Origin of the sequence: Candidatus Methanoperedens nitratireducens, assembly GCF_900196725.1 — an archaeon.
Taxonomy (GTDB): domain Archaea; phylum Halobacteriota; class Methanosarcinia; order Methanosarcinales; family Methanoperedenaceae; genus Methanoperedens; species Methanoperedens nitroreducens_A.
Map to the genome: position 1 here is coordinate 1 of NZ_FZMP01000095.1, position 17,234 is coordinate 17,234.

General features: G+C 39.8%; 17 protein-coding genes. 6 read left to right on the forward strand and 11 right to left on the reverse strand.

From position 1 onward, the window contains the following. Nucleotides 1-116: 116 nt before the first annotated feature. Together MNV_RS21210 and MNV_RS07265 are read left to right on the forward strand one after the other, a co-directional pair. Nucleotides 117-224, forward strand: a complete 108-nt coding sequence (locus MNV_RS21210) for a M48 family metalloprotease (protein WP_143311687.1) — start codon at nucleotides 117-119, stop codon at nucleotides 222-224. Between the two features lie 255 nt (nucleotides 225-479). Further along, nucleotides 480-1,052, forward strand: coding sequence for an LOG family protein (locus tag MNV_RS07265; RefSeq protein WP_096204841.1), 573 nt, complete (start codon nucleotides 480-482; stop codon nucleotides 1,050-1,052). A 9-nt stretch (nucleotides 1,053-1,061) separates the two neighbouring features. Here the strand turns inward: MNV_RS07265 and MNV_RS19470 are convergent, their stop codons facing one another. Then, nucleotides 1,062-1,211 (reverse strand): hypothetical protein, encoded by a 150-nt coding sequence (locus MNV_RS19470; protein WP_179293855.1) that lies wholly within the window; start codon nucleotides 1,209-1,211, stop codon nucleotides 1,062-1,064. A gap of 157 nt (nucleotides 1,212-1,368) precedes the next feature. Next, complete coding sequence (locus MNV_RS07275; RefSeq protein ID WP_096204844.1) at nucleotides 1,369-1,734, reverse strand: hypothetical protein; 366 nt, start codon at nucleotides 1,732-1,734, stop codon at nucleotides 1,369-1,371. Between the two features lie 146 nt (nucleotides 1,735-1,880). Between MNV_RS07275 and MNV_RS07280 the strand changes: the two genes are divergently transcribed. Further along, complete coding sequence (locus MNV_RS07280; RefSeq protein ID WP_096204846.1) at nucleotides 1,881-2,516, forward strand: helix-turn-helix domain-containing protein; 636 nt, start codon at nucleotides 1,881-1,883, stop codon at nucleotides 2,514-2,516. Nucleotides 2,517-2,848: 332 nt separating this feature from the next. Here MNV_RS07280 and MNV_RS07285 read toward each other — a convergent pair whose 3' ends face one another. From MNV_RS07285 to MNV_RS18990, 5 genes are all read right to left on the reverse strand, one after another. Further along, on the reverse strand, nucleotides 2,849-3,328 hold the full coding sequence (locus MNV_RS07285; RefSeq protein WP_096204847.1) for a hypothetical protein: 480 nt from the start codon (nucleotides 3,326-3,328) through the stop codon (nucleotides 2,849-2,851). Nucleotides 3,329-3,337: 9 nt separating this feature from the next. Further along, nucleotides 3,338-3,568, reverse strand: a complete 231-nt coding sequence (locus MNV_RS07290; protein ID WP_256999988.1) for a PLDc N-terminal domain-containing protein — start codon at nucleotides 3,566-3,568, stop codon at nucleotides 3,338-3,340. A gap of 108 nt (nucleotides 3,569-3,676) precedes the next feature. Then, nucleotides 3,677-3,931 carry a hypothetical protein gene (locus tag MNV_RS07295; RefSeq protein WP_143311683.1) on the reverse strand — a complete coding sequence of 85 codons (255 nt, stop codon included), beginning with the start codon at nucleotides 3,929-3,931 and terminating at the stop codon, nucleotides 3,677-3,679. Between the two features lie 22 nt (nucleotides 3,932-3,953). Next, entirely contained in the window at nucleotides 3,954-4,880 is a 927-nt protein-coding gene (locus tag MNV_RS07300; RefSeq protein WP_096204853.1) for an ArsR/SmtB family transcription factor, read from the reverse strand. A gap of 447 nt (nucleotides 4,881-5,327) precedes the next feature. Then, nucleotides 5,328-5,480, reverse strand: a complete 153-nt coding sequence (locus tag MNV_RS18990; protein ID WP_143311684.1) for an ArsR family transcriptional regulator — start codon at nucleotides 5,478-5,480, stop codon at nucleotides 5,328-5,330. Between the two features lie 247 nt (nucleotides 5,481-5,727). Here MNV_RS18990 and MNV_RS07310 point away from each other — a divergent pair, with 247 nt between their 5' ends. The 3 genes from MNV_RS07310 to MNV_RS07320 all read left to right on the forward strand — a co-directional run bounded on the left by MNV_RS07310 (nucleotide 5,728) and on the right by MNV_RS07320 (nucleotide 6,979). Next, nucleotides 5,728-5,934 (forward strand): hypothetical protein, encoded by a 207-nt coding sequence (locus tag MNV_RS07310; protein ID WP_096204857.1) that lies wholly within the window; start codon nucleotides 5,728-5,730, stop codon nucleotides 5,932-5,934. A gap of 110 nt (nucleotides 5,935-6,044) precedes the next feature. Continuing rightward, complete coding sequence (locus tag MNV_RS07315) at nucleotides 6,045-6,461, forward strand: hypothetical protein (RefSeq protein WP_179293856.1); 417 nt, start codon at nucleotides 6,045-6,047, stop codon at nucleotides 6,459-6,461. Nucleotides 6,462-6,493: 32 nt separating this feature from the next. Continuing rightward, the gene (locus MNV_RS07320; RefSeq protein WP_096204860.1) at nucleotides 6,494-6,979 is read left to right on the forward strand and encodes a hypothetical protein; all 486 of its coding nucleotides are present in this window, start codon (nucleotides 6,494-6,496) and stop codon (nucleotides 6,977-6,979) included. On the opposite strand, the gene MNV_RS07325 is transcribed toward MNV_RS07320, so the two are convergent. From MNV_RS07325 to MNV_RS07340, 4 genes are all read right to left on the reverse strand, one after another. Further along, nucleotides 6,965-9,169: a cytochrome c3 family protein gene (locus tag MNV_RS07325; protein ID WP_096204862.1), complete on the reverse strand. Its 2,205-nt coding sequence runs from the start codon at nucleotides 9,167-9,169 to the stop codon at nucleotides 6,965-6,967. The genes MNV_RS07320 and MNV_RS07325 overlap by 15 nt on opposite strands. A 224-nt stretch (nucleotides 9,170-9,393) precedes the next feature. Then, nucleotides 9,394-10,680, reverse strand: a complete 1,287-nt coding sequence (locus MNV_RS18995) for a cytochrome c3 family protein (RefSeq protein ID WP_143311686.1) — start codon at nucleotides 10,678-10,680, stop codon at nucleotides 9,394-9,396. A 40-nt stretch (nucleotides 10,681-10,720) separates the two neighbouring features. Next, on the reverse strand, nucleotides 10,721-15,007 hold the full coding sequence (locus MNV_RS07335) for an IPT/TIG domain-containing protein (protein WP_096204866.1): 4,287 nt from the start codon (nucleotides 15,005-15,007) through the stop codon (nucleotides 10,721-10,723). Nucleotides 15,008-15,212: 205 nt separating this feature from the next. Next, nucleotides 15,213-16,769: a S8 family peptidase gene (locus tag MNV_RS07340; protein WP_096204867.1), complete on the reverse strand. Its 1,557-nt coding sequence runs from the start codon at nucleotides 16,767-16,769 to the stop codon at nucleotides 15,213-15,215. Nucleotides 16,770-17,234: the final 465 nt, after the last annotated feature.

Genomic DNA, 17,234 nt, shown 5'->3' on the forward strand with positions numbered 1-17,234 from the left:
AAAACTCAAAAACATAGTTACCAAAATCATCGAAATTCAGGTGTAATATAATGGCACTACCATATTCATCTTGGGGTGATGTTGACTAGGATGATGAGAAAGTTATAGCTACATGAATTACCAGGGATAAAGAATTAGAAACGGTACTGGCTCATGAACTTGCACATATTAAAAATAAAGGCGTGGAGCTACGCAAAAATAGAAGATTATACGAATTCCTATAAAGACCGAAGATTTCCGGCATCAGTACCCCATGAAGTTTTCTTCTTTGAATGGAGTTTATATACGCCGTATGTCTTCAGCAGATCGCCTTCAACTGAAAAAATGATCAAAAGATTAATTTTAATAGACTCCCATTTGACCGACAGGCATTCGTTCTTGCCCCTGTATTTGTACTGCTGCCGATAAAATTATATTATGTTCAGACCATTTGCTGCAAAAAGGTGAAGGTAATATAGCATATCGAAAAAAGGGAAAATATGATTAAAACAGTTTGCGTCTTCAGTTCATCGAGTTCAGCAGTAAATTCTGTATACCGTGATACAGCCGTAGACCTTGGAAAAAGGCTCGGTCAGGAAGGTTTTGATTTGACTTTCGGTGGAGCCGATGTGGGATTGATGGGAATTATTGCACGAACTGCGCAGAATCATGGAGCTAAAGTTACTGGCGTGGTTCCCAGGTCACTGGTAGAAAAAGGGATCGCCTATCAGGAAGCCGATGAGTTAATAGTATCAAATAATTTGCGTGACAGGAAAGAAATCATAGAGTCAAAATCTGATGCGTTTATAGCATTACCAGGCGGTTTTGGAACGATGGAAGAAATTATGGAGATAATCACTTTAAAGCAGCTCCAGCTTCATAATAAACCGGTTGTTTTCATAAATACTAACGGCTACTATGATAATCTGATAGCTCAGTTTGAAACCGGTTATCAGGAGAATTTTGCGAAAAAGGATTTTAAAGAACTATACTGTGTTTCAAAATCCGCTGAAGATGCGGTAGATTATATAAAACAATATACCCCGAAACAATTGCCAGGCAAGTGGTTTTGAAATGTTACATTACGATTTTGGAAACTCAAAACATGTTAATTTTTTGTAAATAAATGGCATTTGCCACAGCGGATACGATCCCTTGTTTTTCTCAAGCTCCCCGATTAGCTTCTTGCCAAGCCTGTCCGCATCTTCTATGGCATCATCCCAGCGTTGCATATGAGCCGCTATGCCCGTTAAGACTCTATCGCGCTCACCGAGAAGGGAGAAATTAATCCGATATTCCGCCGTCCCCGTTAAAAAAATTCTCTTTTTCAAGGGAACTGTTTTATTGAAGCGCCCACGGTGGGAAGCATAAGTCTCTTGAGATATTTATTCATTTTGTATCCTCCTTAGTTTTCCCTGCGTCCATAGTTTGAAGAAGTGCTGTTTTTATGTCCTCGACCTGCGGCACACCGTACGAGATAATCCTGCCGTTGATAAGAACCGCAGGGAGTGGCATCCTGCCGGATTGATTGAATTCAGTTATTATTTTTGTCATTACCTCTTTGGGAACGGCACCAAAGTAGGCAGCGCTGGCAGGAATTATCTTTATCTGTGCTTTTACATCTGCCTCGGAGAGTGCCTGCTCCACTACATTCTTAGCCTGCTCATCGAAGGGAGCCATTCCGGGGATGCAGCAGCTTCCGCTGATAATGATAATTCCTGGTTCGGAACCCTTTTTACGAAAACCGAGCTGCATGAAAACAGCCTCCTTTACTTGTTTTTATTAAGTTCTTCATTATTTTACTCATGGTATTTGATAAAACGCAGTCAAAAAGGATAGATTTTTACCCAAACATGTAGGGTTATATATATATATAAGCTTACTATACAAATAAGGTATTTATGAGGAAAATGACAGTGCGCGCTGCAGGCAATATCCTGCACTGCTGTATTTATTTTGCTGGCATGGTGGAACGACTTGAGGTCATTTCAATTTTCAATTTTACACCCGCCGCGCATACTGAGGTTTGCAATATTTCAGTCAGGGATGGAATTGGTATCGAAGGATTAAAAAGCGATTTTATCACTGATTTGGTTGTTTTAAGAAATGAAGGTAGAAATTATACTTGCCTGGTAAAAGGAAAGTTCTCGGATGAGATTTCCAGGTTCATTGGTCAATTTGATCTTAAACTGGAGTATCCTATAATTTTTGAAGGAGACACATGTCAATTCAGCATGGTAGGTTCATCTGATGAATTATTCGATATCATAACAGCAGCCAGGGAAAATGACTGGGGATTTGAAGTATTGTCCGTGCAAAAATACGACCCCCATATCAGCAGCGTGTTCAGCGCACTCACCGGAAAGCAAAAAGAAATACTTCTGCATGCGTACAATAACGGCTATTTCGATCATCCAAGGAAAATCAATGCTGGCGAGCTTGCCAGGAAAATTGGAATGCATAAGACGACTCTGCTTGAGCATTTGCATAAAGCAGAGAAGCGGCTTATCGGGCACATAATTGAACAGACTGGCTAATAATTTTAAAGGATGTAGATATGCCTCTCATATCCCTACTCCGCCCGCAGCGCCTCTACATGATTAAGCATTGCAGCCTTATTAGCAGGATAAAGCCCCTGCCACCGTGGTCGTGATCACCCCGAAAAGAAGTCCAATTGCCAGCGAAGTCCATGTGACCGCTATCGGTGCAGTAAGTACATTTCATAATTCGGACCTTGCCTCTCCCTGGCGGTACTTTTCGATCAGCAGAATCCCATATCGTACAGGAAGATTAACATGCCTGCCGTTCTCAGTATTATCGTCTGCCCGTAGCGCTCCTGCGGCTTCATTCCCCTTCCCTCATTAATTTATCAAGTTTCATTTACTCGTTTTTGAAATATTTTTTTATTTACTGGGAGAATCTTTTCATTTACTTTCCCATCTTCAACCCATATCACCTTTATCTTCACCAGAGTATCCCATGTCGCTATTTCTTGCTTGCTCATGCCAGTTGTGATAAATGTTACATTGCCTTTAAATCCTTTCCAGACATCATGCTTCAAGTCCCCCAGCAGTACAGTGCTTTCTTCAATTGTATTCAGCCTTGAAGTGATGTTGGGGTGAAGAATAACATCTACCTTGACGTCCTCAGCTATTCTGTCACCTGTATTTGTAATGCTTGCCGTCCAGGAAATTTTTTGAATATTGGTTTGGTTCTCATCTATGTATCCTATGGAATATCCGACATCTCCGGCTATTTTAGCTTCTTGAGCTTCTTTAGAAACGCATCCTGTTGTAACTGCGACCACAAATATCACCATCAGCGCAAATATTATTGTGAAGTTCCTCATTTCTATCCTCTATCTCCAATCATTTCTTTTAATAATAAGGAAATAGTAAAGCAACGCCCCGATAAATCCTATAAAAATTATGACCAGAACCCAGATTAACCTGGCATTGTTCCCACCGATTGCGAACTTCTCATCCGGTCTCTTCAGGCAGTCTATCAGCATCCAGAGCCAGAAAATTAATAATACAATCACAGCGAGAATTAAAATAATCCCCATTACACCAATACTAATACCTATCAATTTATCACCTTGTAGTCTATTAAATTACAACAGGTCTTATATATTTTCTGTGACAATTCTCGACAAATCTTAGCATGGAACAGCAGATAGCCGCTATTCAATCACTGCCTACTCTGAGACCTTTTCCAGTATTGTATTAATTTTATCAACTTTATTCTCTATAACCTGCATCCTCTGAATTATAAGTTCTATTTTTGTATTTATTTCTTCGTTGCTGACTGCCTGCTTTTTTGCCAAAGCATCAACTAGCTTGTTTGCGAACTTACTAATGCCGTCTATAATGATTGCGCCTGCTGTAACTAAAAGCACTATGTACAAAAGTGGCACAATCTCAATTCCAAGGTATGTGAAACCAGTTTCCAACTGGTTGCTAATAACGTTTTTGTTAAAGCATCATTAATATCTCATCAACATTCGCCGCACCACCATTTTTCCTCCTTCTGTGATAATCCAGGACAACAAGTAGTGCAATTACAAATAGGCATCCGAGGAGGAACAAGAGCCCGGGATGTGCAGTAATTGTATCGGCTAATCTCGTGAAAATGTCAGGCACCTCCTTGCTCAGTACACCGCTTTCTGGAAGTGAAACTGGTACCGCTTGGTCAGATGACGCTGTAGCATTGGCTTTCCATGCATATACTGATGTTGGCGCAGGAATGATTGGTGTTGATGTTGCGGCAGGTATGGATTGAACTTCTGCTGTAGGCGCCGGGGGAACCATTGGAGTAGCAACTGGAGTGGGAACTATTCCACCGAAGTCTCCGCCTTTTATAGTTTCATTAATCATCCTGACAGGCGTGGAAGTAATGGAAGGCATCGGCGGAACGGCTGGAGCCGGAACAGGCATTGAATCAACCGAATCGCTAGTTATCTGTATCATTTTTGTGCTCCTGCCAGCGCTTCTCATGAAAAATTCAACCAGGCTTGAAGCAAGCACAGCAGCCAATATTACGCCCATATACTTCTTGAGTACGTCAGCTACCGATTTTCTATCAGTCTTCTCAGGCACAACTACAATGAGCTTTCTCACAGGCGCGTAAATCTTAACCTTCCGCCCCTTCTCGCTGTACTTTATCCTATCAACTTTAACAAGTCCCACGCTCTCCAGATTCTCAAGGTTATAGGTAATCGTTGTAAGAGGCGCCTGTAAATGCACTGCAATATCCGAAGCAGATAGAGGTGTATCTGCAAGAAGCTCGATTATCTGCCTTGCAGTGTCGTTTGATATAACCTGCGTTATCTTCTTGGATTCTTCTCCCAGAGGCAGAATAAGGAGCTTTTCATCGCCCGGGTCTTTCTCATTTTCTGGCATTCTTATTATTAATAGGCAAGGATATTAAAAGAGCTTGCTATAGCTACGAATCGATTCGTAGTTTAAGAAAATGGTTTTGTATTCGTTCTCATGCATTTCAGAACTCTGAAAATATAGATAAACATAAATGTTGAAACAATAAGTAAAATTATCCCAACAATCAAATACTGTAGCTGTAGCGAAGAGATAATAGATATTTTATTCGGCAGAGGGGGAATTATTCTGCCCGGCATGGGAATAACATTTTCAAATGACCTATAAATGCTGACAATCCCTCCAAGGAATGCGATTATCGTGGATGTTAGCAATACTGTAAGCTTGATTTTCTCTTTAGAATCAAATAATTCTTTGGCACCATCTGTCAGTGCAATAAACAAATTCATTTCCGTTTTCCAGCTTTTTAACCAGCGATGCATCTAAGAGAGCAGAGATATTATAAAAAATAGTCTACTTACCAGTTTTCAGTTCACGAGATAATTCTGAAACCGTCTTGTTTCTGGTATTAAGTTTCTTAAGAATGTTTCTTCTTATATCTGATGAAAGTCCTTTTATGAGTTTATTGTCTTTAGTGCCAATAAGCAAATCCCTATCTTCCATCATTTAGCAAAAAATTTGCTTATTACTATTTAAGCCTGCCGAAAGTGTTCAAACCTTTCGAACGCTTTGGCTGCTTATATTGCCTTTTGAGTTATGTTCAAAAGAAGAAGGGTTTGGCCTCGTATGAAGCGTAACCAAACCCCAGTGCCCGAAGGCTTGGCAATGTTTGCTTTAAGGTTGTTTAAAACCAGCGGCGCGCTTGATGAAGGCAGCAAAGAATTAAAGGAAATATGATGGAGGAACAAAAAATATGAAGGGAAGTAAAGGGATGCAATTGGGCGCGATGCTTACGGCAGTACTGATAGTGAGTATGGCGTTTGTGCCTCTGGTGAGCGCACAGGGAGCAAGTAAGGATAAAGATAAAAAAATTTTAGATACAATTCAACTTCAACCTGAAGCAGGTAGTGAAGTTATACTTGATTCTTTTGAAGTTATCCTTGGTCTGACGGCTCAGTGACCGTGCAGAGCAATGATCAGAAACAAATAGGAACTTCTCCATTATACTTCCACTGGGAGGTAAACCTGTCGAAGAAAACTTATAAAACTACTAAGCTGCCAATATCTGACTTGGTTAAACGGATGCCCACTGATACCAAAATTGAAAATAATAAAGATGACTTAACCTCAGATGCATATACAGTGGCTGTGACGAGTGGAACCTATACAGCAACAGTGGGTGTTATTACTGATGACGCAGTAGGCGAAGACCTATCAGAAACAACTCATCAAATAAGCTGGACTGTCAATTCAGGCGGAACTGTGAGTTATAACTGGCGTAGCGTCAGCGCTTGGGCTGCCAATCCATCATCTTTCGATACGCATTGGTATGTGGACACATATGGATTTATCGGAAAATTCAGGGAAAAAATAATGGTGAATTCGACTATTGGTGGAGTGCTAACCATTCAGGAGAATATTCGTGGTTGCTTGATGGCGATGTTTATGCCTACTAACAGGAATAACGTTTATTTTTTATTTTGTTGAGGATATGAAATGCTTCGATCTTTGATATCTTATTGGCTTCACATACTATTTGCGGTTACATTTGGAATTTTATTTGCAATTACCAAAGAGAGAACCAAAATAAAGGGCAAAGAATCCCCTTTATTGGTTATCAGTTTGATTATTTTATCTTTTCTATAGGAATTTTTGGAAATTTGTCGATAGCAAATGAGCCGCTTAACTTAATTGTTCTCTCTTTTATGATATTTATTTTACTCGGAGCCTTGCTAATATTAGCCAAAGGAAAAGTTGTACACCAAAAATGGGTTTTTGATTCCGCTTCGCTTATATTAGTAAGCGATTTGTTAATTCTTTCTTTTCTAACTGGATTGTCTATTGGAGCTAGGCTTGCTTTTATTAATTTGATATTGACTTTGTTTTTATTAGTTAAAGCCCAATATTATAGGCTTATTTTTTACATTATTTTGGCGCTTAATCTATTCTTTTTAACATCTTATATTTATTATTCACTTGTCTTCTTACTATCACCAGATTTTTGACAGGTTGGTTGTAATATTCGCGTTACCATGCCACTGGCTCGGCTTCCTGTGACAGTCGCCGCATTTCCTTATGTTCTGACGGTTCATATCTTTCTGATAATGGCATCTCCAGCAATCATTGTTAGTTAGAGTATCTGGAGGTGTATTGTTGATATTCCTGTGGATGGATTCGTTAAATGCGTATATGTCAACCAATGTAGTCCTTGCCATCGGATTTGCACCAGTGTAATTGGTACCATGGCATTCGATGCAGGCATCCCCGCCGGTGGCGGTCACATTGTGTGGGTCGCCGTGACATGCAAGGCATTGGCTTTGAGTGTACTGGGTGAACGCCGGCTCGCTTATGGGATGGTTTACCGGTGCTGTGGTATGGCAGCTCTGGCATTGTTTGACTGTTATATCGTGTATTGAATTATGGCACATCCTGCACTGAATATCTTTAGTGCCATCATTGTTTGTATCAACGTGGGCAAAGCCGGGATTCCAGTTCGGGATTTCACTTTTTGTGTATGTTTTGCCTGTTGCGCTTGGGCTATGGCAGGTGCTGCATTCCGGTACTTTCGGGAGATTCTTTTGCTGTATGGGGTAAGTAGAGTTTATAACATAGTTTATCGGCGGCTGGAGCGTTCCTATCCATGAATCCGACAGGTTATAACCGTATACATCAAGAACCCATTCTCCTGCCATCGGTGTATTATTTGTGTAGTATTCCGGTTTATTAGTGAAGGTCGAGCCGCTGTAATAAGGATAAGCACCATTATCCGGTGTAACGAGGGTTGACCTGTTTCGCGGGTTGAAATTGGGCGGGTATAGATAAAAACCTATATTTGTTAGCCCACCCCAGTCAAGAGTAATCCTGAGTGGTCCTGCCTGACTCACGTTTATTACATAATAATCCTGGAACTGCTGTATGCTTGCAAAGCTTGGATCATAATTATTGACAGTATTTCTGATAGTGTAATTATCCTCTCTGTATCCTCCCGCAAGAGCTGATAATAGCAGATCGTTGTGGCAATCAATGCAGGAGAGATTTGTATGAATACCGCCATTAAGCTGTGTTGTATTATGGTTATACTGCGGCAAGGGGGCATTGTTGATGCCGCCTTGAACGAATGTTACGCCGTTGAAAGTCTGTGGATTCAGGCTTTTGTTGGTGTGGCAATCGGTGCATTCAATATTTCTATGGGCTGTATTCTGGTGCGGGTTTCCAGCATCTGTACCGTCATGTACCAGTTGATTTATGCCGTGGCAAAGGTAGCAGCCTGAATCCAGATCTACCGATGATATTCCATGCTGGTTCCCGCTTCCGTGGCAGTCTTCACACCCCCACGGTGTTACTTCAAAGGTTACTTTTGATGTTGTTGTTTTGCCGCCTGCATTGGCTGTAACTTCGGCTGTGTAGCTTCCGGGGAAGTACCCTGCCAGTGTATCGGTTACACCGTATAACGAAACATGGCAGCCGTCGCACCCGCCCATACCACTGTATGTCGTACCACCGTAGAAATTGAAGCTTCCACTATATAATCCGCTGTGGTTTATATCTTCCATGAGCTGAACCTGAGTGGTATGATTTGTGTAATTTACACCATCATATTTCCAGTAAGTTACATTTGCTGTAACCTGTGCACCTATTATCGGGCTGCTATTGTTACCGCTATCAAGAAGAAGAGCGTATACGCCGTTCCTTTGGGTTATTTTTTCAGGAGGAGTTATGAACCCGCTTGGGGGTGCTTCATCAAAAAATGTCCAGCCCCAGCTTTTATCTATAGTATAGTTATAAGTATTTGGCCCATATATCCCCTGCTGATACCAGTTTTGTCCCAAACTTGTTATGAGTGTGATGTTTCCGGATACCGCGGCTGTTGCAAGCGATTGTATGCCGGATTGGGGAATTGAGAGAGGATTTATGGTATTTGCTTGAGTGGTTTTTTGATTACTATCGGGGAGCTTACCCGGTTGAGCATGTTTGTTAATATGGCAGCTGCTGCAATCCACGTTTTTTGGATTTTTATCCAGGTTATCATGAACATTGGTATTCGGAGTTGCATAGCTTGAGCCTGTGGTTGTAAGAAGAAACAATATAGACAGAGAAAAAATACAAAACACTAATTTTATATGACCTTTAAAATTACATGTTATTCCAGTGCATGCTATTTTGTTCATTATTCCTGCCTCTATTATCTCATTCATATCGGATTATAAAATCTCGATTATTCTTGATTATTTTATTTTTACATCTGATGAACGCCTTTTGTATTTTATCTCGTTTCTTGTAAATCAACCCAACAGCAACTATTAATACTCCTATTCCCATTATTTAGACCTCCTTAATTTAAAAATTTTCATATCGATTTTCATCCCATCCTTCTTTATCCGGTTTTTATCTTAGATTTCCTATTTATTTTTATTTTCGATTAGAATCTCTTTCCGTGAATATGGCATCCGCTAGTCAGACAATTACCTCTCGTACCATCGAGTTGATTCATTGGGTTATAATGACAACTCGAACACCAATGAGCCACGGTATGATTATTTATATTATAAGATGTGATCGTAATGGGTTTGCCATATTGGTCTGTCAGCGTCTTTAGGTGGTATATACCCTTACCACCATGAGGATCATGGCAATCAGTACAAGGCATAGGTGAAACGCCAGTACTATTGCTTCCATTATAAGGTCCTATTAACCTGCTATTACCTCGGCCAGCAGCAGCTCCATGCGTATCACCTTTATTTGAGGTATCATAATATATCGCTGAAATTTTCATAATAACTGAAGGTCCTGTTACATTTGGGGCCCATGTATTATCATGGCATTTAAGACAAAATGTAATGGAATCTGTCACCGTTTCATTGGTGCCAGGATGAATCATGGTTTTATTAAAATTAATCCTGTCGTCTGGGTTTATTGTTATATTTTCCCTGCTCGCATTGTGAGCGCTGTGACAATCTGTACATTCTAATTTTGTAGAACTATTATATTGGTCTGCATCTGTAATGTCATGTCTCGTATTAACCTTATTATAAGAACCTTTTCCCATTCCAGCGAAGCTATCGTTTCTAATAGTGAATTGATAAGAGATGTTAATACCGCGATATGAATTATTAGAATCGTTATGGCATTGATAACATATTTCTTCCACAGGCTTTTGAACATGACATATTGGACAACCTATTGATCTGTGCAATCCTGTTGGGGCATTAGGATCTGGAATTGGTGTAGGCGTCGGTGTAGGTGTTGGTGTAGGCGTAGGAGTTTGATTTTGATTCCATGGGAATGTAACTCTACCTGTTGTACTATTATGACAAGTAAAACAACTCCGGATCACTTCAGGATAATATTGTTGAGTAGTTTCATTATACAACATCCTGTGGCAATCTTTACATCCATATAATCCTTGAGATACAAATATATGGTGGATATCCGTATGATTTTTGCTTATATGACATAACAGACAATTTCTAGTAACTGTAACTGAGAAGCTTTGATTTTCAGTGCTCCAATTTACCGGGTGACAATTTATACAATTATACGTATTACTTTGCGCCAAAAGATGATGTCTATCGACTACTGATCCATGGCAACTTCTGCAACCCTCTTCTGAATCATAGGGAGATGTAGATGCAAAGGTTATATAACCAATTGCTATAGCTATTAAAATAGCAGTAATAAACATCATTGTTCTTCTTTTGCCATTCATTTGCACACCCTCTTAATTTTTTATTTTTACTCCTGAAGCTTTACCTGGTTACTTTTGTAGAATTAGAGCCAAAAACGCTATTGACTGTTACATTATCCCCAGCTGCTGCATCAGTACTGTGTATGTTAATTAATGTATCATTCCAATCGTCAATTTGAACTCTTCGATATGTCACAACTCCTTTCTTATCTATCGTTGTAATCGTTACATTGGTAAAATTTATATATGCAGGATCATAATATCCAAATCCTGAGCCTCTAATCGGTATTGCAGTACCACTCTTTTTAGCCGAGTCGATTATTGCCTCAGGTACAGAGATAATCGGGCGTCTATTACTCTTAACTTTCCCATTCTTTAGAATATATATTCCATAACGACCTTTTTCCAATGATGGTATTGTCACAGCAATCTCAGTATCGTTTAGAGAATCTGGATATAACGTCATGTTATATGTATCATTTACGAGGATCACTACAGAAATATTCGCAGAATGTAAAAAGTTGTCACCATTAATTGTCAATGTCGTATTATTTCCTGCATTGATCTTACTTGTACTGATAGTATCAACAGTTGGTATAATAGAGTCGATTGCTGGTTTAATATCTGCTGTTACCCAGAACGCATGACACCCGTTACAATCCCGATCAGAGCCTATATGACCATGTCCCGATGAGTTTGATGTATTGATATAGTCATGCTGCATATTATGCAATGATTTTACAGAATGACACTTCTGACAATATCTTATTGAGTCAAATTCATATAAGCCATTATTCTCATGACATGCTTCACATTTTGAGCTATTCTGGGGATTGAAACCGCTCAAGTTCCCTAGCATATGGTGTGTCTCATTATCGTAGTATATTCGAGGAACGTATGTATCATTCCGTTTATGACAAGCTTCGCAACCTCCGAATTTATTACCAGTGGTATAATTTATTACTTTATAGTGTGGACTTGGGCTTGTGAAGGATAAGTCATATGTCGGTATATAATGTTCATCATCAAAATCATCTACGATACTACCATGACAGAAACTGCAGCGCCTATCCTGAGCATTTTTTGTCTCGTGATGGGGTCTTCGAATGTCCAAATTATTAAATGTATTCCCATGGCATGTTTTACAATCTCTGACTATGGTTATCTGACTTCCATTTACAGGATGACAATTGGAACAACTATATTTGTTATTATCAAGCAAATGATGATAATCGGTTACACCTTGAGTATGACAGTCCCTGCACATATTTTCTGTATAGTCGGCAAATAAAGTATCCTTCACTCCCATATTTTGATTTGCTGGAGAAGATTGAGCTGTTACCGTTAATGTAATTATTTCATTATCAACACCACCATAGCCATCAGTGGAACTGAATGACCAGATATATGTCCCTATATCACTGCCGGTGGTTGACCATGAGTATTCTCCTGTTAAGGGATCAAGAGTCCCCTTTGTGGCATTTGTGCCGTATGTTATTACATCGGAATCTTCATCTGTAGCTGTTATTGTGAATGTTAGCGGATCTCCTGCTGTTACTATCAAATCTCCTACCTGCGATTGGATTGGCGCATTGTTATTAACCTGTGTACTCTGCGATATTGAAGTTAAACTCAGGCTGCCACTACCTGAGTTGTTGTACGCCCAAACCGATATATTACTCCACCCATGGGCTCCTACGTTGTTATTGGAGTAAGTGGCATTTGTTCCGTTTGTCCAGACACCATTTACACTGATATTATAACTATCTGTTTTATTTCCTGCTCCTTCCTGCCAGGTATGGTTTATCCAGAAGTTTCCCTGAGTGCCTGAAAGATACGATGGGACTGGCGGGATATAAGCAGGCGGTGGATTCACTGTTACCGTAATTGTTTCATTATCAACGCCACCATAGCCATCAGTGGAATTAAATGACCAGATGTATGTTCCTACATCACTGCTGGTAGTTGTCCATAAATATACGCCTGTTGAGGAGTTCAGAGCTCCCTTAGTAGCATTCGTACCGTATGTTATCTCATCGGAATCTGCATCCGTAGCTGAAACTGTGAATGTTAACAAATCACCTGCTGCTACGGTCTTGTTTTCTATCTGAGATTGTACTGGTACATTATTGGGAATAGTTACGTTGAACCATACCTTTGTCTGATTGACATTGTCATATGTATCTACCGTCTGAGCACTGATATTCTGGGTATAGTGCGGTAGCCATGTGAGATTGAGATGGCTAATTGTAGAACTGACATTCTGTAGAGTAGTATCGTTGCCGTATTTTAACCATGTATGACTGAAATCAGCATCCGCTGGATTGATCCATGTGTTGTTTATATAGAAACTTCCTGTCACTGTAGCAGGATTAGTTACTGAATCCGGCGGAGTGGTATCATAGATTGTCAGATTCGCATTATTGATATCTGAACCACTGATTGTAATCTCCAGATAGCCTGTATTGAATCCAGCCTTAGAGTAGCTGAAGTTGTAAGTGCCGTTGAGCAGACCTGTTATCAAATAGTGACCAGATACTTCTGTAGTGCTCTGTTTACTGTTGTTCTGCACCTGAACACTTTCCAGTCCTGAGCCATGGATATCGAATACATAGCCGCTTACGTTATACGTGGGCTTCGGTATAACCGTCCAGTACCATGTCCTTGAAGCTGAATCATAGCTATCGCTTATGATTGCTGTAATGTTATATACTCCAATACCTGCTGTTGAGTTTGTATAACTTGCCGATATTATACTTGAATTAGTTTGAATTGCAGAGCCATTGACATACCATGTAACATCTGCGGTTCTGTTAAGATCTACAACAAAGGTTTGAGCTGTATCAACTATTGTAGTTGGATCGCTAACAGGCGATGAACTTGTAATGGATAGTAGCACGTTATTCACTGTAACTGTTATTATCTCATTCGCTATGCCGCCGTAGCTATCGCTTGAGTTAAAGTACCACATATACGTTCCTGCATCGCCATATCCAGGTATCCAGGAGAATTCCCCTGTAGTTGTATTGAATGTACCTTTTGTGGTATTGGTGCCGTAGGTTATGGCATCAGTATCAATATCTGTAGCCGATACTGTAAATGCCAGGAGACCCCCTTCATTTACAATCTTATTTCCGATTGTGGCCTGAATCGGCGCATTGTTAGGTATTGTGGCATTGAACCAAACCATGGTCTGGTTGATATTTCCGTATGTATCCACTGCCTGAGCACTGATATTCTGAATATAATGCGGCAGCCAGGTGATATTAAGGTAACTAACCGGAGAACTGACATTCTGCAAATTAGTGCCATTGCCGTATCTGAACCATGTATGATTGAAATCAGCATCTATAGGATTCGTCCAGGTGTTATTTATATAGAAGCTGCCTGCAGTTGAGGTCGCATTGTATACAGAGGCCGGCGGTGTTGTGTCGTAAATCGTTTTATTCGCACTTGTGTTATCCGCACCGTTAACTGTAACTTCTAAATAGCCTGTGTTAAAGTTTGCCTTAGAATAACTTAAATTGTACGTCCCATTAAGCAGACCTGTTATCAGGTAATAGCCGGATGCCAGTGTTGTGCTCTGGTTGCTTCCGTTCTGTACAAGTACGCTTCCGAGCCCCGAACCATAGTTATCGGATACATATCCGCTTACATTATACGTAGGTTGCGGGATAACAGTCCAGTTCCAGGTTCTTGAGGCTGAATAATAGCTATCATCGGCAATTGCAGTAACGTTATATTCTCCAATTCCTGCTGTGGAATTGGTATAATCTGCCGATACTACGCTTGAATTCGCCTGGACTATAGAGCCGTTAATGTACCATGTCACACTTGCAATTCTATTTAGAGTGATTCCAAACGCCTGGGACGTTCCAACTGTTGTAGCGGGGTCACCGGCAGGCGATGAAGATGTAATTGACAGGGGCACGTTACTTACCGTCACTGCTATATTTTCGGTTGATATGCCACCGAAGCCATCGCCTGAGTTGAAATACCAGAAATAAACCCCTGCGTCCCCATAAGCCGGAGTCCAGGAGAAGTTACCTGTAGTTGCGTTGAACGTTCCTTTTGTTGCGTTCGTCCCATACGTTATCTGATCTAAATCCGCGTCTGTAGCTGTAACATTGAACTGCAGGTTCTCGTTCTCGTTAACCACCCTGTTCCCGATTAAGTACTGGAACGGTGCATTGTTCGCTAACTGTATATCCTGAGATACTGATATTGAACTCAGGCTGCCATTACCGGAGTTGTTGTATGCCCATACTGTTATATTGCTCCAGCCATGCGGCACAACTGTGCTATTGTAATAAGTATTGATCGTTCCGTTTGTCCAGGTGCCGTTCACACTGACATTATAGCTATCCGTTTTATTGCCAGTCCCTGCCTGCCAGGTATAGTTAATCCAGAAGTTGCCTTGAATATTTGAAAGATTCGATGGAACTGGTGGAATATAATCTGAGTTTGGTGGTTCTTCAGCAGCACTTATTATATGTACAAATAACAGTAATATAGGTATTAATATTAATATTAATATTTTTCCCTGTCCTTCATTATATTCTCCTGATTGTAACGTACCCTACTGACCGCAGGTTGCCATAAGGAATAAATATAATATCGAGCGGATTTTTGACGTATAGATTTTTATTTATCTCTTTCTGACCATTGAATACATACAGGGAGGATAGATTTATTCGGATAGTGTTATTCTCAAGAACTATCATATCAAGCTTTGATAGGTTGATGTTCTTTATCAATACTGAATAATTTCCTTCTTGAGATAAAGAGGCATTTTTTGCATCTTGGATCGGTGAGCCAATTGTTCTAAGCAATGTTAAATCAGTAATAAACGGCTCAGGGATTGGAGTCGGCTCAGGGATTGGAGTCGGCTCAGGACCAGGTTCAGGAACATATTCAGTGCCTAGAATTGCTTTCTGAGCATCAACTATCCCATATCCGTATACATTGTCTTTTCCTGTATCCCCCAGATCTCTTGCTGTATCTTGCAGTATTTTTCTGACATCTTTATTGTCTATTTTACTATCATTATTAGTATCTGTTTTGTTTGCCTGGTATATTAAGGCAGCCACTCCTGTAACGTGAGGCGTCGCCATAGAGGTTCCATCCTTGAAGGCATAACTACCGCCCTTTATTGTGGAATATATATGCACTCCTGGAGCAGAGATTTCTATTTCCGGACCTATGGTAGAGAAACTTGCCTTTTCATCGGTTTGATTTGTAGCCGCAACTGCAATAACAGAATCGAATGCCGCGGGATATTGTACTGAACCTGTACCGGTTTTATTATTACCTGCAGCGGCTACTAATAAAGAACCATTATCATAAGCATATTGAGTGGCAAGTCTTAAAGATTCAACGTCAGATCCATCTGAGTTCATAGATGATAAGCTCATAGATATTATATCCATTTTATTATCTACAGCCCATTCAATGCCTGCTATTATCCAGCTTGCCTCTCCAAAAGTGTCTCCACCTAATACCTTTACAGAATAGATGCTTGCATTTGGTGCTACTCCTATAACTCCTATACCATTATTTGCAGCAGCAATGACACCAGCAACATGAGTGCCATGACTTGTTCCGCTGTCATCATAGCCATCCGGTTTTATTATGTTTCCATAAATATCCGTTACGAAACTGACTCCCCCCTTAAAACTTGCATTCAATTCCGGATGTGTGTAGTCAATCCCTGTATCAAGTACGGCAATCTTTACTCCATCTCCATATGTACTCTGATTATGGACCGGTTGACTTCCGATATGCTGAACTCCCCATGAATAGGTATACTCATCTGCTGCCATGAAAATTCTATCATTTTCTATATAGGCTACATTTGGATTTTGTTTTAGTACACCGATCTGGTTTTCCGGTACTTTGGCTGCAATAGCAGGAATTAAATGGAAACTATTTTTAATTATGCCACCATGATTTTGAATCAATGATTTTTCCGACGGACCAACTGGCTTATTAAAACCAACGATCACTTCGCGGCTTGGTCCTAAAACTTCTCCCATTGTATTCGTACTTGTAATCAATATGAGTAGAATAATAACAAAAAGTTTTGATTTATTTTTTTCATATACTATCATCCTATGTTTTTAATTTTTTATTCTGTCATGTTGATTCATTTATTTCCAATTGTTTTAACTATCATTTGACATCCTATCCTTGTTTTTATGATGCCGCTAACCTATTTTTTTTACCCAAGAAGGTATTACTACTGGTTACCGCATAACCCGTTTTTAAATTTTGGGATATTGTTTGAATATATAAAATTTTTGAATATTTTATAATTACTTATTATAATTATTCATTATTTAGTGGATCCTAAATCCTAATTTGCTAGTGATATTTGTGTTACCACCAGAGATGCCAACTAACACTAAAAAGTGATAGCACAGGCTATGCATATTCTCTTATAATATCTCCTATCCATTCTATTTATTTTATATTTCTTATTGTTCCGTTCAACGTCTATTCCAATCTTTTCGATATTTATATAGAACGAATTTTTGTTTAGCTTAATTCAAAGCATTACATAGATTTTTCAGCAA